Source organism: Nocardioides humi (genome assembly GCF_006494775.1).
GTDB lineage: Bacteria > Actinomycetota > Actinomycetes > Propionibacteriales > Nocardioidaceae > Nocardioides > Nocardioides humi.
Genome location: NZ_CP041146.1, coordinates 5244459 through 5268058, shown reverse-complemented (window position 1 = coordinate 5268058; position 23600 = coordinate 5244459). Strand labels below are relative to the sequence as shown.

Sequence of the window (23600 nt, the reverse complement as noted above, 5' to 3'; positions counted from 1 at the left end):
ACGGTCGGTGACATGGCGCAGACGGGCACGACCGACGTCCGTCGTGCCGCACTGTGCGGCTCGGCGATCGCCGGGCTCCTCGTGCTGGCGGCCGTCCTCGTGCCCGTCCTCACCGGCTGGGACGTCCGGGAGCGGGCCGACGACATCGCCGGCCTTCCCCCGCTGCACGGGTTCCGCGAAGTCAAGGTGGGGCCTGGGACTCCGCTGGCGGTGCTGGTCGGCCTCGCCGTGGTGCTTCGGGGACACCGGGTCGCCGGGTGGCTCGGCTGGCGCCGGCTGCTTGCGGTGAGCTGGATGGCGTCTTCGGCCTGGCTGCTCGGGCTCGCGCTCGTCGACGGGCCGGCCGGGCTCTCGCGCGTGCTGGGCAACCGGCACGAGTACCTCGGCACCGCCCGCGCAGTCGGCTCGGTGCCCGCGCTGCTGGCGTCCTACATCGACCACATCCCGTACGACTCCCCCGGTCACTGGCCGACCCATGTCGCCGGCCACCCGCCCGGGATGCTCCTGCTCTTCGTCCTGCTCGTCCGGCTCGGGCTCGGCGGCGACCTGATGGCCGGCATCGTGGTGGCATTCCTTGCGGCGTCGCTGCCCGCTGCGGTGCTGGTGACCGTGCGTGCGCTCGGGAATGAGGATCTCGCCCGCCAGGCAGCGCCCTATCTGGTGGTCACCCCCGCCGGGGTCTTCCTCGCCGTGTCCGCAGACGCCGTGATCGCGACGGTGGTCGCATGGGGGCTGGCGGCGCTGGCGCTGGCGTCTCGCACCACTCTCCGCCAGGGGTGGGGGTGGGCGGTGGTGGCGGGAGTCCTGCTCGGGTACGCCGTGCAGATGTCGTACGGGATGCCGCTCGCCGGTCTGCCGGCCCTAGCAGTGCTGGTGGCCGCCCGGCGCTGGTGGCCGCTGCCGGTCGCGGCTGCGGTGGCACTGGGGATGGCGCTCGGGTTCGCGGCCCTCGGCTTCGCATGGTGGGAGGCACTCCCGGTACTGCGGCAGAGGTACTGGGACGGCATCGCGGCGCAGCGTCCGGCGTCGTACTGGCTGTGGGGCAATCTCGCAGCCCTGCTTCTCAGCGGTGGCGTGCTTATCGGCGCCTCCGTCGGCGCCGCTTGGGCGGCGCGCCGCGACGAACGGGTGGCGACGTCGCTGGTGGGCGGGGCGCTGGTGGCGGTGCTCGTCGCCGATGCGACCTTGATGAGCAAGGCCGAGGTGGAGCGGATCTGGCTGCCGTTCGTGCCCTGGCTCACGGTCGGGCTGGCGCTGTTGCCGGCGTCCTGGCGACGCGGCGCGCTCGCTCTGCAGGTGGTCGCCGCACTGGGAGTGCAGCATCTGCTCTACACGACCTGGTGAGGCGATCAACCGCGTAGCGGCGCGGTGGCGAACGCGGGCAGCCCCTGCTCGGGGGAGACCGCAGCGCGAAAGCCCAGCTCCACCGCCGCCCGCGCCGGGGAGGCGACGATGTGGCGGACGTCGCCGAGGCGATGCTCCCCGGTCACCGACGGCGCGAGCGAGGAGTTCTGCGCGAGGAGTATCGCGACCTCCGCGATGGTGATAGGTCGTCCGGACGCGACGTTGAAGGGGCGGAAGGTGCCGGGTTCCGATGCGGCGACCGCCTCCACCGCCAGGACGTTGGCGCGTGCCACGTCGTCGACGTGCACGAAGTCCCGCCGCTGCCTGCCGTCCTCGAAGACCTGCGGTGATTCGCCGCGTTCGAGCGAGGAGCGAAACATCGCCGCGACGCCGGAGTACGGCGTATCTCGGGGCATCCCGGGACCGTAGACGTTGTGGTAGCGCAGCGCCGTGACAGCGACGCCGGCTTGGCGCGCCCAGGCGAGTGCGTAGTGCTCCTGTGCGACCTTGCTGGCGGCGTACGCACTGCGTGGCGCCAGCGGCGCATCCTCCCGGACCTCCAGCGAGGCCAGCAGGCCGTCACAACAAGGACAGCGTGCCTCGAAGTCTCCCGCGGCGAGCGCCTGGGGAGAGCGCGCCGACGGCACGACCGGGCCGTGGGCCACGCACTCGTAGGCGCCCTCGCCGTAGACCACCATCGAGGATGCGAGCACCAGACGGTCGACGCCCGCGGCAGTCGCCGCGGCGAGTACGGCTGCAGTCCCGAGGTCGTTGTGGGCGGCGTAGAGCGGCAGGTCCGCCACCGTCGTACCCGCGCCGACGAGGGCGGCCTGATGGCACAAGACGTCGACGCCCTCCATCAGCCGGCACCACGATCCGGCCTCACGGACGTCGAGCACGTGCGTGCCCGCGTCGGGAACAGGATCCGCATGGGCCGTGGAAAGCATCACGTCGACACGCACCACCTCATGGCCGGCCGCGACGAGCGCGCGGTCGATGGCGCAGCCGATGAATCCGGCCGAGCCGGTGAGCAGGACCCGCACTAGCCCGGCACGTCGTAGGTGAGTGCGAGGTCGTCCGCCCAGGTCGAGCAGGAGCAGCCGGCAGGGTCTCCCAGCGACGAGACGGCCGCCCTGAGCAGCGCGCCGAGCCGGGCGAGGTTCGCCTCGAAGCGTGCGAAGACCTCTACCTGATCGACCCCTTCGCCGGTCTCGACACCGGCGTCCATGTCGGTGACCAGCGCCAGCGCGGCGTAGCACGTGCGCATCTCCCGGGCGAGTACGGCCTCGGGATGACCGGTCATGTTCACCAGCGTGCCACCCGCGGCGGCGTACTGACGTGACTCCGCCCTGGTCGAGAACCGCGGCCCCTCGACGACGACCATCGTGCCGCCGTCGCGCACATCGGGATCGGCCCGGACCAGCGCGCGGCGCACGCGCGGACAGTACGGGTCGGCGAACGGCACGTGGACGGCTCCGGACTCCACATAGGTCTGCACACGATCCTGGGTGCGATCGACGAGCTGGTCGGGGACCACGAGGTCGCCCGGCGCGAGCCCCGGATCCAGGCCACCGACCGCACACGGGGCGAGCACCTGACGGACCCCCAGGGAGCGCAGGGCCCACAGGTTGGCCCGGTAGTTGATCGCGTGCGGAGGGAAGCGGTGCCCCGCGCCGTGCCGCGGGAGGAACGCCACCCGACGACCTCCGATCACCCCCACAGTGATCGGGGCCGAGGGCTCGCCGAAAGGCGTCCACACGTCATGCTCAAGGCCGTCCTCGATGAACGAATAGAAGCCAGTGCCCCCGATCACCGCGATCTCGGCAGCCACCGCCGACCGAGCACCGCCCACCGAACTCGTCACCATAGGCCCCACACTCGCAGCCCTCCACCCCATGGGGACAGCCTCACGAGCATCTGTCACAGATCGGTAAGACACGGCCCATGCCGCGGCTGTTCCCCTATTCTGCGGCCCATGCCCTGGCCCATCCTCGACCGCCCCGACATCGAGGGAGCCGTCGAGCGCGAGCTCACATCCCGGCGCCCGCGTGCGGTCCTGCTCCGAGGACCGTCCGGCATCGGGAAGACCACGGCCGCGCAGCGTGTGGCGGAAAGGGCGACTGCGCGCGATCTGACACCGCTGGCGATCGTGGGACTGACAGAGCTGCGCGAGGCTCCGCTCGCTCCCTTTCTGCCGGTCCTGCCGGCCATCGGGGTCCGCTACCGCGCCCCGACAGGCCTCACCACGCGCGACCTGATCGCCGCCCTCGGGGCCCGCGCCGACAGCCTCCTCCTGCTCGTCGACGACGCCCCGCTCCTGGATGACGCGTCGGCGGCCGTGATCCACCAGCTTGTCCGCGCCTTCGCGGTGCCTACGATCATGACGGCACGCACCGAACACGGCCTGGCCGGTCCGCTGGAACGGCTGGCGGTGGAGGGCGCCCTGCAGCTGCTCGACGTCGCGGGCCTCACCCGCACCCAGACCGACGATCTGCTGCGCCGTCGCTTCGGCACGACGGCGCGACCTGACGACGTCAGCCGGCTGCACCATCAGACAGCCGGAAATCCGCTGCACCTGCGCGAGATCATCGCCCTCGCCGAGCGCCATGGCCTGATACGTCAGGTCGACGCGGGAGTCGAGATCGACCCTGTCGATCTTCCCCGCGGCGTACGCTCCTCCATCACCGACCGGCTGGCCGAACTGGACGGCGACGCCCTTGCCGTGCTGAGGCTCGTCGCGTTCGGCGCCTCCGCGCCACGGTCGGTCCTCCTGCTCCCTCAGGAGGAACGGCTGGTCGGCGAGCTTCTCGACCGCGGGCTAGTGGACCTGCGACCAGGAGACGTCCTGCGGGTCTCCCATCCGTCCGTCGGCGAGGTCGCGACCGACACCCTCGGCACCGCCGAGAGAGAACAGGTGCTGGCGACGGTCGCCGCTCGCCTGGAGTCCAACGGCAACGACGACCTGCGCTTCACCGCTGTCCGGCTGCGCTGCGACACCGAGGCCGGGGCCGGACAGGCCGAGCTGGCGTGGGCAGTCCGCCGGGCGTTCGCGATGGGCGAGCACGCGATCGCCCATGACTTGGCCGAGCGCCTGCATCTGTGCCATCCCGGACGACCGCGCTCGTTCGGTGTCCTCGTCGACCACGCCAGTGCGCTGTCGGCACTCGGTCGGCTCGACGAGGCCGACACCGCGTTCCGTACAGCGAGCGCGACCGCGACAGCCTCGGCCGACCACGCTCTCCTGGTCTCGCGCTGGGGAACGCACCTCGCCTACCGTCGGTTCGACGTGGCGGCCGCGCTCAGCCTCGCCGAGCGCACCGTCTCCGAGCTCACCGACCAGGACCGTCGGCTGCTGGATCCCGAGATCCGGACCTGGCGGATGCTCACGGGCGAGATCGCAGCCGTGCCCACCGGACGACTGGACCAGCAGGCGGCCGACGCGGACCCGGAGGTGACCGTGCGGGGTGCCATCTCCGCAGTCATGCTCGACTCGATGGGTGGCCGGGTCACCGGCGAAGCCGCGCAGGTGCTGACCCGGATCGAGGACGAGCACGGCATCCTCGACCCGTTCGCGGCGGCGATGGTGCACCTCCAGCAGTACTTCCTGCTCCTCTCCTCTGGAGAGGGCGACGCCGCCGCGAGGATCTGCGAGGAGCAACGAGTCGTCTGCACGCCGGACGCGGCCGGCATGTGGTCGCTGACCCTCGGCCTCCACCGGATGTACGGTGGCCGGCTGGTCGAGGCCCGCTCGCTGACCGACCTCGCCGTGGAGCAGCTCCGCTGGCGCGATCCCTTGGGCTTCCTGGGCTTCGCGCTCGCACTCCGGGCGAACGTGGAGGCCCAACACGGCGACGTCACCACGGCCAACGGCCTGCTGGACGATCTCCTGCCTGCCCAGCTGCGGGATCCCAAGACTGCGATGCAGGTCACCGAGGCACACGCCTACCTGACTGCTCGGGGCGGCGACCCGTCCGCAGCCGCGCAGCTGGTCATCGACGCGTGCCGGGGCGCGATCGAGGCCGGGCACGACCTCGTCGCCGCGATCACGCTGGCGGTGTGCCTACGGATCGGTCGGCCCGGCGACGCGGCGCCCCTGCTCCAAGAGATCCTGGACCGCGTCGGTCACGGTCTCGCTCTCTACGTCGCGCTACGTGACGCGGCGGTCGCACTCGTCCGTCGCGAGCCCAAGCAGGTGCGCGACGCAGCCGGCCGACTCGCAGCGGCGGGCATGCAGGCGGCCGCGGTCGACGCTCTCCGGTACGCCGAACGATGGCCCGCCGTCCGTCAGGCGACGGTGGAGCTGCTGGCAGTGCGGGACCAGCGGCGACGGCTGGAACAGAGCAGCGATCCGTCCGGGCGAGACGACGTGCTGACCGGCCGCGAGCGAGAGGTGGTCGAGCTGGTCCGTCAACGCCTGAGCAGCCGCGAGATCGCCGACCGGCTCGTCCTGTCCGTCCGGACGGTCGACAACCACCTCACCAGGATCTACCGGAAGTTGGGGGTATCCGGTCGGAGCGAACTGCGCGCTCTGCTCGACAGCTCCACCGCCTGAGCGCACCTCACCTCGCCGAGTCGCCCACGGTGTAGCCGACGGTCGCCGTCTGCGCCGACGGGTCGGCGTACACCGCCAGCACGACGCTCCAGGTCCGATTGACCAGCTGGGCGCTCAGCACACCCGCGGGCAGCCCTGCTTGTTCCTTGAACCCAGCCTCCACCAACAGGAGAACGGCCGCGTCGAACGCCGCCTGGGCATCGTCGTCGACCTCGACGTTCACGCTCCACCCTCGCGCTTCCCGGTCGTCCACGGCGACACCGCTCAGCACACGGCCGTCCACCAGGGGGATGTCGTCGGGGAAGTCGACGGGCAAGCCGGTCCCCGAGACATAGGAGTTGCCCTCCCCGTCCTCGATCCGGACGCCGTCGGCGTCGATGTCGACCTGGGCGCCCTCGCCGAACTGCTCCTCGACAGCACGCTCGGCCAGCCGCTCGCCGAGATCCTCCGAGCAGCCGGTGAGCAGGGTGGCCCCGAGCAGGGCGGCGATCCCGACAGTGCTCCGCAGCCCGGTCCTCAGCCCGGTCCGCATCAGTGCGCACACTCCTGCTCGCCGTCGGGATAGGCCATCACCAGGCGGTAGTCCTCCGGCAGGCCGAGTCCGCCTGCGGCACTGCGGCTGATCAAGCAGTGCGCCGTGACGTCGGCTTTGCTCCCACTGTCGAAGTGGATGGTCAGGGTGCGGTCGACCACCGAGTAGGACGTCACGTCGGGCAGTGAGATCTCCAGGACCGTGCCGAGGCCCTCGAGCTCGTTCGCGACCCCTGCCTTGTTGGGTGCAGGGTCGCCGGTGCCGATCTCCGAGGACGGCGTGGAGCCGGTTGTCGATGCCGCGGTGTCGGAGCCGGGGTGGGCGTCGCCGCACCCCGACGAGGCAGTCACGGCGAGCAGAACGAGGGCGGATAGGCGCAGCGAGGCGGAGGCGCGCATGCAAGGGAGCACATTCATGCGCCGAGGATCACCGGATTCAGAGATCCATGACGTGAGTAGGTCCTACTCAACCTGTCCGCAGTCGGGGACGGACGAGCCGCCGCCCTCCAAGAATCAGCCCGTGACTCTGCATCCGTACGCCGCCGACGTGGTCGACCTCCTACGCGCCGACCGGTCGGTCGTCCTCACCGGACAGCCGGGATCCGGACGCACCTGGCTGAGCCGGCGAATCGCCGAGGCGCTGCGCGCGGAGGGAAGAGCGGTGGCGGAGGTCGCCGGAACCGATCGGACGGATGTTCCCCTGGTCCCCTTCGCTCCGCTACTCATGGAGGCTGGCGTCTCCGCCGCCGACGACCCCGGGCTGGTTGCGTACATCCGGCTGCCGGCGTACCTCACCGCCGGGCCGACGTCCGTCGTCATCATCGACGACGCCCACCTCCTCGACCCCGGCTCGGCGGTCCTCACGAGTCACCTGGACCGCCTGGCGGTATCGCTGGCTCTGGTCACCGGCGACATCTCCGAACTGCATCCGACCCTCAGGAACCGGATCGATTCAGGACGGTGGGAGGAGAGGCCCATCCCAGCGGCAACACCAGACGAGATCCTGGCCATGGCCGCGACCCATCTGGAGGGCGAGCTCACCGCATCCTCTGGGGCAGCACTGCTGGCGCACGCCGACGGACGCCCCGCGGTAGCTGCGACCCTGATCAGCGCCGGAGTGAAAGCAGCCCGGTCGACGGCGGGCGGCATCGAGATCGCTTGGCGCACCCCGGCACCCGTGGATGTTCTCCGGTGGAGCGTCAGCCCACGCACGTGGTCCGCCGAGGAACGTCGGGCCGCCGAGCTCGTCGCCGTCGCAGGCTCACTGCCATCCGCCTCGGCCACGCAGCTTCCCGGCTTGGATGCTCACCTCACCAACGGTGTTCTCGTCGAGAACGCTGACGAGATCGCGTTCGGCCGAACGCTCGATCGACACGTGACCCTCGGCTCGTTGCCGCACGTGGTCCTACGAGACCGCGCGGCCGCGGCCCGTCGCTTGCTCACGAGCGACGACGACCATCGCTGGACCGCACGGGCCGTCCTCCTGTCCGTCCGCGCCGGTAGCACGGTGCCGACCGACGTACTCCTGGCGACTGCTCAGGATCATCGGCTCACCACCGACGAGCAGGCCGAGGTACTGCGCGCGGCCCCGACCCAGGACCCTCGGGTACGGGTGCTCCTGGCCGCCGCCGCTTCCGCAGCGGGACACGTCGACAAGGCGCAGCACCACCTCTCCGCTGCCCGCGCGGAGTTGCGACAGGGATCGCAAACCCGGGACACGGGCAGGTGGATGCTGCGGATCGGTCAGGAGCTCGGCCTGCTTCATGCCGTCCGGCGAGGCGATGCGCCGCGGGCCGTGGCGGAGGTCCAGACCATTGTCGAGTCGCTCGCCGACGGCGAGGCGAGAGAGCTTCTCACGACCGAGCTGGTGAAGTGGCGACTCATGGCAGGCGAGACGGGTGTGGATGCGCCCCGCACCACCCGAGCCGACGTCGATGCCGGAAGCGTGGTGGGGACCGCGGTGATCGGCGCCATGATCGCCAGTCTCGACGGCAGTCGGAGCGCGGCGCTGGCCGAAGTGGAGAGAGGACTCGCCGCCCTCCCGGACACGGGACTGGCGCCACCGCACGCGGAGAGCCTGCTCGAGCTCTCCCGGTTCCTGGCACTGGTGTTCGACGGCGACCTGGCCGTCGCGACCCGACTGGCGATGCGCCGCAGGGACGCCGCTGCTCACAAGGCCGCACCCGAGCTCGGCATGTGGGAGTACGCCGCCGCCGAGCTCGCCCTCCACTGCGGACGGCTCGACGATGCGGCCGTCCTGGCCCGTCGCGCGGTACGCCATCTCGCGTGGCGTGACTTCACCGGGCTCCGTGCGACCGCCGATGCCCTCCAGACGGCCGTCGCGGCCCGCCTGGGCCGGTCGCTGCCGAGCGAGAGCCTCGACCGGCCCGCGGCGAGCGACGTCAAGGTCGCCCTCCACCTGGCCCGGGCGCGCGCCGACCGGGACCGCGACGTGAGTGTTCTGGTGGACACCGCGCGGCGCGCTCTCTCCGAGATGCACGGCCACCTCGGGGTACTCGCCCTGGACGAGGCCTGGATGTCGACGCGATCGCCTCGGCTCGCCGACGAGTTGCGCAGTCACGCCGGCCGCAGCGGTGTCGCCATCGCGCTGGCAGAGCGGATCGACGCCTACGACGCCGGGTCCGCACAGGCGATGGGCCGCTGCGCAGAGCGTCTGGGCGACATGGGGCTGGTCGGCCGGGCAGCGGACTGCTGGGAGCAGACTGGGCGGATGCACCGGGAGGCGGGCCGCCACGAGTCGGCCGATCGCGCCACCCGCCACGGGATCCTCCTGCGCTCGACCCATGGGCTCGGGGCATGGCCGACTTCCTCGGTCGTACTCAGCTCACGGGAGACGGAGATCGCCCGGCTCGCCGCACAGCGGGTGCGTAGTCGCGAGATCGGCGAGCGTCTCGGGCTGTCGGTGCGCACCGTCGACAACCATCTTGCCCGGGTCTACCGCAAGCTCGGCGTCGGCGGCCGGGACGAGTTGGCCGGCCTGCTCGGCCCCGAGACGAGCGGGGACGAGCAGGCCGGGCGCGCCCTGGCCATCCCTGCTAGCGCACCTTGAACTTCGTGGCGCCGCCGCGGCCGCTGGCGACACCGATCGCGGTGAGCCGCCACGTGCCCTTGGCCGCGCCCCTGAGCTTCAGGTTGGCTTTGATGGCGCCGGCGGCGTTGGCGTTGACGACCTTCGTGACCAGCTTCTTGCCCTTCCCCTTCCTGCCTTTGGCCCTGATGACGACGGCCTCTCCCGGCGCGAAGCCGGAACCGCCCAGCTTGAGCTTCTTGCCCGTGCGTACCTTCTTGGCCGCCACCCTCACCTTGGCCTGGTGGTCGACGAGGCCGCCCTGAGCGTGGGGGTGCCACGTGGCGGGGTTGTTCACGTCCACGCCCCCGACTCCACCGCCCGGCAGTGCGGAGATCGCGAGCGGAGCGGTGGCCGACCGCATGCCGTTGGACACCCGTACCTCGACGGTGCCGCTGAGCCCAGCAGGCACCGTGAAGCCTCCACGAACCGCTCCAGAGTCATCGACCTCCACGGCCCCGGCAGGGACACCGCCCACCGTCACATTCGCCTGGGCACGGGGCATGGTCGGCGCTGCCGCCAGTAGATGCTTGCCGGTGAAGGCGACCGTGTGACCGGGCTGTGCCTGGTAGCGGTCGAGTACCAGGGATGGCGTCGCCGACAGGTCGTAGACGGCCGTGGTCAGGATCGGCTGCGGATTGACGACCTGGTCACACGCGAAGGAGTACTCGATGAACTCGCCTCCTGCGTCCTTTCCGGTGAAGAGCAGGTAGATCTTCTTGGGGCGGTGATCCCAGAGACCGGCAACGGCATAGCTGTCCTCCTGCTCGATCTCCGGGAGAGCCAGTGGGGTGTTCCGGTCCCAGTCGCCGATCCAGTTGTCGCTGTAGAGCTTCAGTGGTCCACTGACGCTGTTCACGAACTCCAAGTGGTAGACCTGCACCCGCAGATCGTCCATGCTCTCCGGCATCGTGCCCGGCGGCAACGGGCCGAGCTCGGCCTCGACCGTGACCTCGTCCCCGACCGGGATCGGGCTCGGGTGGTCGAGCCGCAGCGTGGTGGTCCAGTCCGTCTCGCCACCGATCTGCTGGTTCGTCGTGTAGGGCGACTTGTGGACCTCGCAGTCGGTGAAGTTCACCGTGACGGAGCTCTCGACGCCATGTGCGACGGGTGCCATGACCAAGGAGGTGAGGGGAGGGCAAGGACGAGCGTGACCGCAGCGCCGGCGCGGCACGTGCGACGGGGAGAATGAGCTGACATGTCACGCAGCGTCGCGAGAAGACGGCGTTGCTCACAATGAGTAGGACCTACTCCGGTCCCACGCCTGCCCGAGCGGTCAGCACATGACCTGCACGGTGAAGCCACGAGCGGCTCCTACGCCGTCGTGGTCGCGGGTCACGACCAGTACTGCGTTGGGGTCACCGGAGAACGGCGCAACGGACACCATGCCGATCTGCTCGGGGTTGCCTGCGTTGGCCGCGGTCATGGAGGCGGTTGTCGAGCAGGCGGACACATCACGATCGAACACGAGTCGGAACTGCCAACTGACGCCCTCGGTCGCCACCGAGACCGCGCCGTACCCCCGGGTGATGGCCGGGCCGCTCCAGACGACCGCCCACAGCGGCCGCGCGGAGGACGCGAGTTTGTCGGGAGTCACGGCGCCCGCCGCTAGCTTGCTCGTCTGCACCGCACCGTCGCTGAGCTTGCCGGGCTTGACGGCACCCTTGGCGATCTTGCCGCTCTTGACCGCCTTCTTCGCGATCTTCGGCGACGTCACCGCCCCTTTGGCGAGGTCGGATGCGTGAACGGTCTGCTTCGCGGAGCCCGGTGTCGCGGCAAGCACCACCACGAGCAGGGCGGCAACGGTGCCTGTCACGGCCAGCCGTCGGTGCGGAGAGCGCTGCGTCGTCATGAGTCGTTCCTCTCGATCTCGTCTTCGTTCGTCGGAGGCTCCGACCCTGCCTCGGCGTCCGCGGGGATGGAACCAAGCTGCCTCCCCCGTGGAGGGTCGGGTCACCCCCACTGTCGAGGGGAGGTTCCTCTACCCTGGCAACGCAGACAGCTGGCGTGACCGGACGTCGAACCGCTGCTAGCGTCGATGAGGTGGCGAAGCTCAGCCTCGTGATCGCGGAGGACAACCTCCTCGTGCGCGAGGGGGTGCTCCGACTCGTCGCGGAGATCGACGGTCTGCGGGTCTGCGCGACCTGCAGCGACTACGACGAACTCGTCGCCGCCGTCGACCAGCACGAGCCGGATGTCGTGGTGACCGACATCCGGATGCCACCACACCATCGGGACGAGGGAATCCAGGCCGCGACGCGCTTCCGTACCACGCATCCGGAGCTCGGTGTCCTGGTGCTGTCCCAGTTCCTCGACCCGGCCTACGTGCTGCACCTGTTGGAGGGCGGTAGCCGCGGCCGCGGCTACCTCCTCAAGGACCGGGTCGACGAGATCGACCGACTGGCGCACGCCATCCGCGCGGTCGGGTCCGGAGGGTCGTACGTCGATGACGACGTGGTCGAGGTGTTGGTTCGATCGCGTACCAGGAGCGTCGACTCACCGTTGGAACTGCTCTCGCCCCGCGAGCAGGATGTGCTCGCGGAGATGGCGACCGGATCGACGAACTCGCGTATCGCCGGCGTCCTGGGGGTGTCCGAGCACGCCGTTGAGAAGCACGCCAGCGCGATCTTCGCCAAGCTCGGACTCAACGAGGACGTGGACAGCAACCGGCGTGTCAAGGCCGTACTGATGTTCCTGGCCGGCCGCGACGCCGTGTGGTCGGCGCCCGACTCTGTATGAGGGTGGACGAACCGTGTCGCTGACGCCCCAGGCAGTCCGGATCCGGCGCCTCCTACTGGCCGACATCGCCGTCGCCCTCGCTGCCACTTTGATGATGGCAGCGATCCGGGTCCTGTGGATCGACTCGACGGTGCTGGTGGCACTCACAGCGATGGTCGCACTGTGCGGCGTGACGATGGTCATCGGTCTGGCCCCCCTGCGCCGCGGCGATCTCCAACGGGCTGTGCTGTGGTGGGCAGGCGCCAACTGGGGCATCGCCGTCGTCGCCGCCGCGACCGCTACCTTCTCGTGGCCGCTGATGATGTTGGCCGCACTGCTGCCCGCCGTGCTGGCGACAGGCACCGAGCAGGGACGAAGGCTCGTGGCGTACGTTGCCGTGTCGGTCGTCGTCTGCACCACGGTCGTTCTGGCCGGCGAGCTCCAGGATGTCACCGGCCTCAGCGAAGCCACACCGGCCTGGATCCGCCGTACTCTTCTGGCGCTCTTCACACCGGCGTTGGCTGCGATGGTGGGGCTCGTCGTCCTCCAGAACAGCCTCCGGCTCCAGGCCGCCCTCTCCGGCGCGCTGGACGCGCAGCGCGAGCTGGGCGAACAGGCCGACGAGTTGCGGCGATCGCGCGCCCGGGTGGTAGCGGCCGCGGATCGGGAACGGCGCACAATCGAGCGCGACCTGCACGACGGAGCGCAGCAGCGGCTGATCTCGATCGGGATCGCGCTGTCGGCCGTGCGGTCGCGGTGCCACACAGATCCAGATGCGGCGATGCGCGAACTGGAGGACCTCCGGGACCAGGTCCACATCGCCCACAACGAGGTCCGCGACCTCGCGCAGGGGCTCTACCCGCCGGTTCTCTCCGAGCACGGCCTCGCCGAGGCGCTGCGCTCCGCAGTCGACCGCTACCCACTCCGAATCACCCTCGACCTGAGAGATCCCGGGCGCCATCTCCCCGAGTTGGAGGCAGCTGTCTACTTCTGCTGTCTCGAGGCGCTCCAGAACGCCGCCAAGCACTCGAGCGCCGAGCACGTCCTGGTCTCCCTGGGAGCCGGCGACGGTACGGTGTGGTTCCAGGTTCTGGACGACGGCCAGGGCTTCGTCGCGGACCAGACCTCCGGCACGGGCGGCATGCTCAGCATGCGCGACCGGCTGGGCGCGAGCGGCGGCGGCCTCGACATCTCCTCGGCGCCGGGCCGCGGAACACTGGTCCGAGGTCACGTCCCCGTCGACGTCGGCTGACCTCCGCCTCGGGCCGTACCTGTCTGACGCCGAAGAATCGCCGCAACCTCCATCGCCCGCCGGCTGGCGAAGCTAGGTTGGTGCGCTGAAGGCTCCTCTGGGCCGAATCCGCGAGCTCTCAACTGCTCGACAGGCGACCGAACTGGATGAGAGAGATGCAGGATCTGACCAAGAAGCTCCACGAGAGGATCGACGGTCGCCCCAGGAGGCCGGGAGCGAGGCGTGGCAGAGGCCGAGCCACGGGTACTGCGACAGCTCGCCGACGGACGCCACCCCTTCTCGCCGGGCTTGTGCTCATCCTGTCCGGCTGCGGTGGCGGACAAGCGTCATCCGCCGGCGGGGCCGATCACCCTGTGTCCGAGCCGGTCGCCGAGTCCGACGCGGCCGACTCCTCGGCCCGGACCATCCGGGATTTCGACTTCACTGGTGTCGAGTGGCGGGAGCAGGTGAGCCAGCGGTACCTGACACCCGTCGCGGAACCGACGACGACGAACCCCGTCACCGGCCCGGTGGTCACGGTCGGCAAGGCGGCGTACGTGGATGTGGACGCCGACGGCGACGAGGACGCGCTCGTCCCGCTGGTCGTCCAGGACGACAACAGCCTCTCGACGATCTACTACATCTGGACCTGGGACCCGGCCGCAGTGACAGCAGCGCAGGTCGAGAACCCGATCGCCCGCACCCACCGCTGCGGTCCGTTGGTCGACGAGGTGGTCCCCGCGCCGGACGAGAACGCCTTCCTCATCACGGAGCGCCTGCGTCGGCCTGGATCCGAGGGCGCCTGCGCGGACGAGCCCACGCTGGAAGTCGAGCGGGCTGTCACGCTCTCCGACGGGTGGCCGGTCCTGGCCACGGCACTCGGTGGACACGGAGGCATCTGCCCTCAGCCCCGTGGCCACGACGACACGTGGCCGGTCGAAGGGATCACCCTGCTCGCCGGCCCCCGGCCGAGCATCGGGGCGATCGAGGACGCCCAACTGAGCTGGTTCGCCGAGGCCGATCTCTCCGGCCACCCATGGCTCTACCGCGAGGGTTGGCTCCTCGTGAACTTCGGCCCCTTCGTCGGCAGCGGCCAGGGTTCCCACTTCCAGGACTACGGCGACTACACACCGTGCGCCTGGATCGAGATCGATCCCTCACGGCAGTCCGAGTTCGGCGTGCTGCCACCCGCAGAGGGTGAGTGACCGGTAGCCGAGGAGCCTCGGCTCAGTTTCTCCTCGGTCGCTATTCCACCTTCACGGTGTAGGCGCCCTTGGAACGCCCCACCGAACCGTTTCCCGTGAAGGTCGCAAGCAGTTTCAGCCGCTTGGCGGAGCCGACCTGCGAACTCTTGATCTTGATCTTCTTCTTGTAGACACAGGTCTTCTTGACCTTGGCCTTGGCCTTGGCCACGACTCGATTGCTTCTCTTGACCTTGAGCTTGACGATCCCGTGGCAGCCCTGGGCCTGGGTGACGCCGGCTGGTAGGAGGAGGTGGTCACGGACTTTGATGACGACCCCGGCTCCCTTCTTCTTGGCACTGCCACCGACGACGGGTGGCTGGTCCGAGGGCGGCAGGGCCGACAGCGGGGCCGCAGCGACGTCCGCCGAGATGGGTGAGGACCAGTCGAAATTCCATCCCTCCAACGGCGGGGCACCGGGAGCGGAGTCTCGACTATGGTCGTCGCCGGTCATCGCCGCCACGACGTAGACCCTGATGCTGGCGGGCCGGCCCAGACAAGCCCGAGCAGCCGCCAGCGACAGCACCCGTCTCCCTGCCTGCGCGGCATTGCTCACGCCGGCCGAGCACACCACCGAGCCGCCCTGCCAACTGAACTCGTCGGTGTGGTTGTAGACCGCCGCCCCCGACGGCGATGCATAAAGGTTGAACTCCGGCAGTTGGTCGCCATCGGTGTCGACATAGACCGAGAGATTCGCGGGCAGGACACCGGTGTCGACCAACGTCACCGCCACCGTCAGGCTTTCCGAGCCATGGCTCACCTCGACCTGTGTGATGTCGACAGCGGCGTTGCTGCCCAGCGCCAGGTCACCCACAGGGTCGGAGATACTCAAAGTCGCCGCATCGGCCGGAGACGCGACCACAATGGCGCCCAGCGGCAGGACCACGCCGGTGATCAGCGCCGCGATTCGTCCTCGGTGGCGCCGACTCTCCGTCATCATGCGTCTCATGTCTCCCCGGGTTTACGCCTCGGCCTCGGTTGCCAGATCGTCGATGTGACGCTACCGCTCGCTGCCCTTCGGCACAGGAGAATCAGGAATCGCGCTGCAAGCGAGTTGTCCTCGTCGGACGGATAGCCGGGTGGGGCGGCGCCAGCGCCGCCCCACCCCGCGAGGAACATGCGGTGCTCAGCGGTCCCGGTCGAGCTCTTTCGTGAGCTGCTCGGTGAGCCACTCGCGTTGGTGACGCCGTCGCCGACGTTCCTCGCGCATCAATGCCTTGGCGGTGGCGACGGCCAGGAGAACCATGACGATGCTGAACGGCAGTGCCAGCAGGATCGCCATCGTCTGGAGGGCCCCGAGGGGATTAACACTCGGATCGGTCTCTTGCGCATTCAGCCCGACATACAGCAGGACTGCGGCGATCAGGCCCTCGAGCGCGGCCCAGAGCGCACGACTCCACCGAGGCGGGTTGGGGTCGCCTCCGGACGCGATCATGTCGACGACGAAGGATCCGGAGTCGGAGCTGGTGACGAAGAAGACGACGATCAACGCCAGTGCGATCACGCTCAGGACTGCCGCACCGGGCAGTAGATCCAGCATCTGGAACAGTGCAGTGTTGGTCGACACCCCGGTCTCGGGATCGACGATTGTCTGGTCGCCGAAGAGCTCTTCGTGCAGGGCGGTACCGCCCATCACCGCGAACCAGAGGAAGGTGACCAGCGTCGGGACTAGCAGAACGCCGATCACGAACTCACGAACGGTCCGGCCTCTCGAGATCCGCGCGATGAACACGCCCACGAACGGCGCCCAGCTCATCCACCAACCCCAGTAGAACGTTGTCCAGCCCCCGAGCCAGGCCTTGCCGTCGTCCTGGAAGGGCCGGGCGTTGAAGGAGAGTTGGAAGAAGTTCTCGATGTACGACCCGATCTGGGTGACGAAGTCGCTGAGAATGAACACCGTCGGCCCCAGCACCAAGACCGCTGCCACCAGTCCGACGGCGACGACCATATTGAGGTTGGAGAGCCACTTGATCCCCTTGTCCACGCCGGTGACCACCGAGGTCAGGGCGATCGACGTGATCACGATGACCAACGCGATCAGCAGCCACGTGGTCGGCTCGTCGATGACGTCGAGGTACGCGAGCCCGGCACCGATCTGACTCACGCCGAGCCCGAGCGATGTCGCAACGCCGAAGAGTGTGCCGAGGATGGCGATGACATCGATGACGTCGCCCCAGAAGCCCTTGATGCGCTCCCCCAGCAGCGGTTCGAGAGCCCACCGGAGAGAGATCGGATTCCCCCGTCGATGCACCGAGTAGGCGATGGCGAGGCCGACCACGACGTAGATCGCCCACGCATGCAGGCCCCAATGCAGGAAGGTGGTGTCCATGGCCGAGCGAGCCGCCTGGGATGCCGTGTCCGCTGCCGCACCGGGCGGCGGAGAGCTGTAGTGGTTCAGCGGCTCCGCGACGCCCCAGAACACCAGCCCGATCCCCATCCCGGCCGCGAAGAGCATCGCGAACCATGACCCGAGGCTGAACTCGGGTTCGTCGCCGTCCTTGCCCAGGACGACGTTGCCCATGTGCGAGGCCGCAATCCAGAGCGCGAAGAACACGAAGCCGGAGACGACGGCGATGTACCACCAACCGAGATCTTGAACGACGCCGGTGTTCAGGTCGCCGATGACCTCGCCGACCTTCTTGGGGAACACGGCGGTCATCACGACGAAAAGGACCAGCAGGCCCGCCGCAGGATAGAAGACGCGCGGTGCGGTCACTAGCCGCCGACCACTTGGTGGCATGCGCTCCTCGGGCTCGCGCGTCGAACTGGACGTGAAAGTCGCAGGCATGGTGACTCCTGGGTTGTGGACAGTTCGGCCCAGCACGTTACCCGGCAGGAACTGCGGGCCGTGGGCTGCCCGAGCCGTACCACCTCAGAATGACAAGCCTGGGCAGCCGGGGCACGATGAGACTCATGTTGCTCGATGCGTTGTTCGTGCTGCTCCTCTTCGCCGCGGTCGCTTGGCTCGCCGCGTGTGAGCCCCGCACCCGCCGTCGACCATTCGCCGAGACGTCTCACGCAAGCGCACGCACTCGAAGCGACGACCGCCGGGATCGTCGAGAGTAAACCCCACAGCGACGCCCGAAACCTCGAACTACCTGACACGCGGCGACGGCACTTCTAGGGTGGAATCGTGGCCCAGCACATCACCGAGCTCTCACGTTCCGAAAACTCGACAAGACTGATGACTCGCCTTCTGCGCTCAGGGACCGGCTCGTGCCGCAGGACGGCGATCCGGGCTCTCACCGTGGCAGTCGCCGTCGCGGGGCTGAGCCCGGTAGCGGCCGCTTGGGCGAAGGACCCGGCCGGAACCGTGTCGACGCCGGTCACGACGGCGCACGGCGCAGGGACAACGTCGCTCGGCAGTGGCCCGGTGATCGCGGTGGACCACCGCCAGCGACCGGTCGTCGCCACCACCTCTGGACCCAGGCTCGCGCTGCTCAGGTACACGAAGAAGGGCAGGCTCGACAAGACGTTCTCCGGCGACGGCATCGCGCGGCTGAAGGTGAAGAAGAACCTGGCTGTCTCCGACATCGCCTTCGACTACCGTGGCCGCATCGTCGTGGTGGGCGCCTCGAACGCAAGTAGTGGGGAGCGTGCCCGCCTGATCGTGCTGCGCCTGACGAAGAAGGGGAAGCCGGACAAGGGCTTCGGCCGTCGCGGTGTCGTGACGGTCGACCACGCATCGGGGACGGCGGTCACGATCGAACCGTCGGGCCGCCTGGTCGTGTCGGGCCGGAGCACCATGCCGTCGGCGGCGCTCGTGGCTCGCCTTGACGGAGCTGGGCGCCTGGATCCTGGATTCGGCGACCACGGCGTTGCGCGGCTCTCGGTCTACGGCGCGCAGGAAGGCCCCTACGTCGGGACCGGGGCGGGCGAGACGGTCATCGACGCCGCCGGCAGGGTCGTCGTGGAGCTTCGTGTGTTCCGCGGGATCGGCCAACCGTCCGAGACCGGGGTCGCCAGGTTCACCTCCGGCGGCGCGCTCGACACCTCGTTCGGTGACGTGGGCGGCTACACCTCCGACACCCTCGGTCTCCCGGTCACGGGCGCCCTCAGCCGCGGGCTGGCGGCACGACCGCATGGCGGATACACGGTGTCGGGTGCGACGCACGGTCAGTTCTTCCTTCAGCGCTACGACGCCGATGGGCTCCCCGACGGCGCTCCGTTGCTGACCGACGTGACCTCCGGCTTCCTGGAGGGCGGCGACGCCATGGCGGTCGATGCCGCCGGCAGGGTCGTGAGTGTCGGGCAGAGCTATCCGAGACTCACCGTGTTGCGCTACGCCAGCGAGGACGGTCTGGACGCCGGCTTCGCGAGCAACGGCGTGTACCGCGCCAAGAAGTTGAAGGGCACCCGATCGGCCGGTGCGACCGATGTCGCGATCGACGCGCGCGGCCGCATCTGGGTGGCCGGAGTGGCCACCGCGAAGGGCTCACGCAGCGACCGCGTCGTCATCACGCGTCTGAAACAGAACGGCAGGCCCGACCGCAAATGGCGCACCCGGGGCCGACACTGAGCGAGATCCCGCCGACCGCCTCAGGCCCACGCCCCGGTCATCCGGTGCCGGAGGCGCGCGCATCGTGCCCGGCCGGGGAGGACCGACGGATCTCGGCCACCACGACCGCAAGGTCGTCACGACGACGACCGGTCTTGGCGAGCAGCCTGGTCATGTGCGACTCGACGGTCTTCACCGAGACGACCAGGACTTCGCTGATGTCGCGGTTGCTGCGGCCGTCGGCAGCGAGTACGGCGACCCGCTGCTCGGCCGGGGTGAGGCCGTAGGGGCGTGCCTGGCTCCCCGCGCGTCCCCCGGCGAGGTGCAGCTCGGCCCGTGCCGCCGCGGCCATCCGGTGGTGTCCGGCGGCGAGGGCGGTGGCCAGGGACCGGTGGAGCACCGGCCGGGCGGCGCCGTGGCGACCGGCACGGCGCAGGGTGCGTCCCTGAAGCAGGAGGAGCTCGATACCCAGGGGGAAGGAAGTGCCGGCGGGGTCCGGGGACGGCGGCTCCACGCCTGTCCACGGAGTCGGCCACGACGTGGCGAGGCCTCCCGTGACGGGCCGTGCCAGCGACGTCCACCGGCGGACGACCGGGGCAGCCCTCCGGGTGAGGGCCGGCCCGCCGTCCACGTGGAGCGCGACCAGCGGCCACGGCGCCAGCCAGTCGCCGACGGGATAGGCCACGGCCGCGCGCGCCACGAGCTCGGCTGCCGCAGCGGGGCGACCGAGTGCGTGCTCGGCCCGCGCGCAGCCCAGAAGAAGATCGGCCATTCCCGGCCCGTGCGGCACCGCCGATACGGCGAGCTCCGACCGGGCGGCGGCGAGCGCCTCCTCGAGCTCGGCGTCCGTGCCATCGAGCAGCGCCGCATCGAGCACCGCGGCCGCGGCGACCGGCCGCAGCACGGGCCACACGCGGCCGGCGTCGAGCTCGTCGGCAGCCGTCCGGGCTGCCCCGGCATCGCCACGCCAGCCGGCGATCCGGGCGGCCCAGGTGCGGGCGTTGGCGGCGACATCGTCGATCCGATGCAGCGTAGCGGCGCCGCCGACCGCGGCGAAGACCTCCGCCGCGTCGTCGAGCCGCTCCAACTGGACCAGGGCCACACCGGCGAGGCCGAGCTCGACCAACATCCGTGGATGCTGCTCGAACCGCACTCCACGCAGCCTCTCCACTGCTCCCGTAGCCTCGGCGTCCAGGCCGGCGGTCGCGAAAGTCACGGCAGCGTGGGCGAGAACGGGCAGGGCGTCGACCCGCTCCGACGCCAGCAGACGATCCGCACCACGGAGAACCGAGAGCCGCTCGGGCTCGGCGCCCGGCGCGAGGAAGCTCGCACCGAGGAATGCCCGCAGACCGCGCGCGTGCCGCCCCAGGTCGTCGCAGCCGTCGTCGGCCACAACAAGAGCGCGCGCCTGGGCGCGCGCGAGGTCGAGGTCGCCGGCCAACATGGCGAACTCCACCAGCTCGGAGCGGGTCCGGTCGGCCCAGTCGCGAGCGCCCGACCGCTCCTGGGCGGCGATGATCTCCTCGACCCGGACGAGCGCTGCTGGAGCCGGCTCCAGCTGCAGCGCCGTCCAGGCCTCGATGGTCCCGAGCTCACTACGGGTGTCCGTGTCGTCGGCGCGCTCGGCCCGAGCCCGCTCCACCAGGGTTCGGGCGAGCCGAGCGTCGGCGGTACTCCGCGCGGCGCGCGCTGAGTCGAGGAGGGCCTCGGTCGCCCACCTCTCGCCGAGTGGCCAGGAGCACATCAGGAAGCCCGTGAGCCGGTCGGCGTCGCCGCCGGTGGCGTGAGCGCGCCGGGCGGCGCGCGCGTAGGCGGAGCGGGCCGCTCCCGGTCCCCCGTGCGCGGCGACGAGCTCCTCGAGCAGCGGATGCCGGATCCGTGGCGTCGGACCGCTGCCGAGCAGTCCCGCCGCGGCGATGGCGTCGAGCAGGTCCGCGACGTCGGCCGGGTCCGTGTCGCTGACCGCCGCCACGTCCGCGAGGCTGCCGGTCCCTCCGAGCACGGCCACCGCACGGGCTACCCGGACAGCGTCCTGGCCGAGGCCGGCGAGCTCATGGGCGACGTACGCCGCCAGGTCGGCCTTGCCGTCAGGCACCGTCCCCGAGCCGACGACGGCCTCGACGAGGAGGGGCAGCCCTCCGGTGCGGCGATGGAACTCGGCGACGTCCTCGTCGGACCACGACCGCCCGGGATCCAGCCGACCGAGCATGCGACGCACGCCGGTCGGCGTCAGCGGCGGCACCGTCACGGTCACCGGGCCGACGGGACCGACCGGACCGGCCACACGGACCAGGTCGGCGACACCCGGGTGATGCTCGGCGTTCCACGGCCGCGTGCCGACCGCGAGGACAGGGCGGTCTGCTCCGCGCACGGCGCGACCGAGCACCCGGAGACTGGCGGCGTCCGCCCAGTGAGCGTCGTCCAGCACGACGAGATGAGGGGCCAAGGCGGCTCGGAGAGAAGCACCGGCGTCGGCGAAGCGTCGTTCCACGTCAGGCCCGCACGGTCGGGCGGTCAGGTCCCGGAGCTCGGCAGGCTGCGCGATACCGAGGGTCGCCAGTACGGTGCGCACCGATCCGAGCGGGACCCCCTTATCGGCGTACCTCGCGCAGCATCGGACGGAGGTCGACGGCATCGTCGCCTCGAGGACGGCCGTCTTGCCGGCGCCGGGCTCGCCCACCACCATCAGCAGGCCACGGCCACGGGCCAACCACGCGGCCACCGCTCGTACCTGCTCGGCGCGCTCCTCCACCCGCGACAGCGTAGTGGGCACCGAGGCCGTGTCGGCGCGACGAAGAAAGTCGCGGCGTACGAAGCCGAGAAGGGCCTCGCCCTGCGCCCATTGCTGTGGCATGCTCGACTCCGAGAGCCCCAGGTGACCCGAGACGCCTGGGGCTCTCGCCTATCCAGCTGGCATGGAACAGCGAGGCGGCCCGTCATTTGAGCGCGGCCTAATGTCAGGGTCGCGACCCTGATGACTCCGCGGCAGTCTCGGTGACAGTCTCCAGGCAGCCCTGCCGTCGCGGAGTCGGAGGATCCATGCCTGACGCGCCTGTCCGGACCGGATCGCCGGTCATCCTCGGGATCGTCCTGATCCTGTCACTCGGCCTCCTCGCCGCGCCGCCGGCGAACGCGGAGCCACCGGGGGTCCCCGTGACGCCGGGCGGCACCCTGCTGCGGGCCGCCGGCGATCCCAGCCAGGACCGGCTGGTGTTCCCCGCGCTCCCGGCGGGTGTCACCTACACGGCCGTGGAGGCCGGCGCCGCCCACTCGCTCGCTCTGCGCTCGGACGGAAGGGTGGACACCGCCGGCTACGACTTCTGGGGCCAGCGCGACCTGCCCGCCCCGTTCGGAGACCGCTACACCGCGATCTCGGCCGGCGGCGAGCACACCCTCGCACTGGTGTCGGACGGCTCCGTCGTCGCTGTCGGCCGCAACGTCGAGGGGCAGGCGAGCATCCCCGCTCCGGGCGGCGGGACCGTCTACACCGCCGTGGCCGCGGGCGGCTTCCACTCCCTGGTGCTGCGCTCGGACGGCACCGCCCAGGGCTACGGGCTGAATGCCGACGGGCAGGCCGCGCCGCCCTCACTCGCGCTGATGCCCGGCGTGACCTACACCGCGATCGCCGCGGGCGACCACCACTCTCTCGGGCTGCGCTCCGACGGCGAGATCGTGACGTTCGGCGCGAACGGGAGCGGCCAGCTCGACGTACCGCCCCTGCCGACAGGACTCACCTACCGCGCGATCTCGGCCGGAGACGCATGGTCCCTCGCCCTGCGCTCGGACGGGCGCCTGGTCGCCTGGGGCGCCGACGTCTTCGGCGTCGTGTCCGGCGTCCCCCTTCCTGTGCCGGGGACGCAGTTCACGGCGATCAGCGCGGGCGGGCAGTTCGGGATCGCGCTGCGCAGTGACGGCGTCGTCGTGAGCTGGGGGAAGAACGACATCGGTCAGGGCGCGCTCCCGGCGCTTCCGCCGAACGCTCGGTACGTCGCCATCGGCGCCGGCGGCGCGCACAGCCTGGCCATCGCCCGGGTCGACCCGCCGGTGGCGGTGACCCCGGCGCTCGCGGTCAAGGCGAAGCCGAAGCGCGACCGGGCCGCGCCCTACGTCTACCGGTTCAAGGGACGGGTGACCGGCGCCTTCGCGGCAGGTCCTGGGATCTGCGGCGGGACCGTGGCCCTCACTCTGAAGCAGGGCAAGCGAGTCATCGCGCGGAAGTCGGCCCCCGTTGACGCACAGTGCGGCCTCGCCGCGAAGGTGAGGGTCAAAGGAAAGAGGGTGCACGGTCGAGGACCCGTCGCGGTGAAGGTCAAGGCCGACTACGGCGGCCACACTTCGCCGACCACGATCCTCCGACCAGCGCGCGCCAAGGCCAAGGTCCACGCTGGGTGATCCCT

The 23600-nt window shown here is 70.5% G+C and carries 17 protein-coding genes; 8 read left to right on the top strand and 9 right to left on the bottom strand.

The features are described 5' to 3' along the window. Positions 1 to 12: 12 nt before the first annotated feature. Entirely contained in the window at positions 13 to 1344 is a 1332-nt protein-coding gene (locus FIV44_RS25425; protein WP_246086613.1) for a hypothetical protein, read from the top strand. 5 nt (positions 1345 to 1349) lie between these two features. Here FIV44_RS25425 and FIV44_RS25420 read toward each other — a convergent pair whose 3' ends face one another. Together FIV44_RS25420 and FIV44_RS25415 are read right to left on the bottom strand one after the other, a co-directional pair. Next, a complete protein-coding gene (locus tag FIV44_RS25420; RefSeq protein WP_141006884.1) occupies positions 1350 to 2387 on the bottom strand; it encodes an NAD-dependent epimerase/dehydratase family protein in 1038 nt (345 codons plus the stop codon). After that, on the bottom strand, positions 2387 to 3175 hold the full coding sequence (locus FIV44_RS25415; RefSeq protein ID WP_246086612.1) for an S-methyl-5'-thioadenosine phosphorylase: 789 nt from the start codon (positions 3173 to 3175) through the stop codon (positions 2387 to 2389). Before FIV44_RS25415 ends, FIV44_RS25420 begins: the two co-directional genes overlap by 1 nt. Between FIV44_RS25415 and FIV44_RS33390 the strand changes: the two genes are divergently transcribed. Beyond that, positions 3107 to 5896: a helix-turn-helix transcriptional regulator gene (locus tag FIV44_RS33390; protein ID WP_141006882.1), complete on the top strand. Its 2790-nt coding sequence runs from the start codon at positions 3107 to 3109 to the stop codon at positions 5894 to 5896. The two genes, FIV44_RS25415 and FIV44_RS33390, sit on opposite strands and share 69 nt — an antisense overlap. A 7-nt stretch (positions 5897 to 5903) precedes the next feature. On the opposite strand, the gene FIV44_RS25405 is transcribed toward FIV44_RS33390, so the two are convergent. Together FIV44_RS25405 and FIV44_RS30865 are read right to left on the bottom strand one after the other, a co-directional pair. Next, on the bottom strand, positions 5904 to 6428 hold the full coding sequence (locus FIV44_RS25405; RefSeq protein ID WP_141006881.1) for a hypothetical protein: 525 nt from the start codon (positions 6426 to 6428) through the stop codon (positions 5904 to 5906). Next, complete coding sequence (locus FIV44_RS30865; protein ID WP_181410821.1) at positions 6428 to 6604, bottom strand: hypothetical protein; 177 nt, start codon at positions 6602 to 6604, stop codon at positions 6428 to 6430. Before FIV44_RS30865 ends, FIV44_RS25405 begins: the two co-directional genes overlap by 1 nt. Before the next feature lie 82 nt (positions 6605 to 6686). On the opposite strand from FIV44_RS30865, the gene FIV44_RS25400 reads away from it, so the two are divergent. After that, complete coding sequence (locus tag FIV44_RS25400; protein WP_141006880.1) at positions 6687 to 9497, top strand: LuxR C-terminal-related transcriptional regulator; 2811 nt, start codon at positions 6687 to 6689, stop codon at positions 9495 to 9497. Here FIV44_RS25400 and FIV44_RS25395 read toward each other — a convergent pair. Further along, on the bottom strand, positions 9484 to 10689 hold the full coding sequence (locus FIV44_RS25395) for an IPT/TIG domain-containing protein (protein WP_141006879.1): 1206 nt from the start codon (positions 10687 to 10689) through the stop codon (positions 9484 to 9486). The genes FIV44_RS25400 and FIV44_RS25395 overlap by 14 nt on opposite strands. A gap of 102 nt (positions 10690 to 10791) precedes the next feature. Then, positions 10792 to 11367: a hypothetical protein gene (locus tag FIV44_RS25390; protein ID WP_141006878.1), complete on the bottom strand. Its 576-nt coding sequence runs from the start codon at positions 11365 to 11367 to the stop codon at positions 10792 to 10794. A gap of 191 nt (positions 11368 to 11558) precedes the next feature. Between FIV44_RS25390 and FIV44_RS25385 the strand changes: the two genes are divergently transcribed. The 3 genes from FIV44_RS25385 (at position 11559) to FIV44_RS25375 (ending at position 14669) form a co-directional block, all read left to right on the top strand. Then, positions 11559 to 12254, top strand: coding sequence for a response regulator transcription factor (locus tag FIV44_RS25385; RefSeq protein ID WP_141006877.1), 696 nt, complete (start codon positions 11559 to 11561; stop codon positions 12252 to 12254). A gap of 130 nt (positions 12255 to 12384) precedes the next feature. Further along, positions 12385 to 13485, top strand: a complete 1101-nt coding sequence (locus tag FIV44_RS25380) for a sensor histidine kinase (RefSeq protein ID WP_181410820.1) — start codon at positions 12385 to 12387, stop codon at positions 13483 to 13485. A 353-nt stretch (positions 13486 to 13838) separates the two neighbouring features. Further along, a complete protein-coding gene (locus FIV44_RS25375; protein WP_141006875.1) occupies positions 13839 to 14669 on the top strand; it encodes a hypothetical protein in 831 nt (276 codons plus the stop codon). Between the two features lie 40 nt (positions 14670 to 14709). Here the strand turns inward: FIV44_RS25375 and FIV44_RS25370 are convergent, their stop codons facing one another. Together FIV44_RS25370 and FIV44_RS25365 are read right to left on the bottom strand one after the other, a co-directional pair. Further along, the gene (locus tag FIV44_RS25370) at positions 14710 to 15654 is read right to left on the bottom strand and encodes a hypothetical protein (protein ID WP_141006874.1); all 945 of its coding nucleotides are present in this window, start codon (positions 15652 to 15654) and stop codon (positions 14710 to 14712) included. A gap of 177 nt (positions 15655 to 15831) precedes the next feature. Further along, on the bottom strand, positions 15832 to 17493 hold the full coding sequence (locus FIV44_RS25365) for a BCCT family transporter (protein WP_219996167.1): 1662 nt from the start codon (positions 17491 to 17493) through the stop codon (positions 15832 to 15834). 345 nt (positions 17494 to 17838) lie between these two features. Between FIV44_RS25365 and FIV44_RS25360 the strand changes: the two genes are divergently transcribed. Next, positions 17839 to 19224, top strand: a complete 1386-nt coding sequence (locus FIV44_RS25360; protein WP_141006873.1) for a hypothetical protein — start codon at positions 17839 to 17841, stop codon at positions 19222 to 19224. 37 nt (positions 19225 to 19261) lie between these two features. On the opposite strand, the gene FIV44_RS25355 is transcribed toward FIV44_RS25360, so the two are convergent. Then, positions 19262 to 21955 carry a helix-turn-helix transcriptional regulator gene (locus tag FIV44_RS25355; protein WP_181410819.1) on the bottom strand — a complete coding sequence of 898 codons (2694 nt, stop codon included), beginning with the start codon at positions 21953 to 21955 and terminating at the stop codon, positions 19262 to 19264. Between the two features lie 287 nt (positions 21956 to 22242). On the opposite strand from FIV44_RS25355, the gene FIV44_RS25350 reads away from it, so the two are divergent. After that, the gene (locus FIV44_RS25350) at positions 22243 to 23595 is read left to right on the top strand and encodes an RCC1 domain-containing protein (protein WP_141006871.1); all 1353 of its coding nucleotides are present in this window, start codon (positions 22243 to 22245) and stop codon (positions 23593 to 23595) included. The last annotated feature ends 5 nt before the right edge of the window (positions 23596 to 23600 follow it).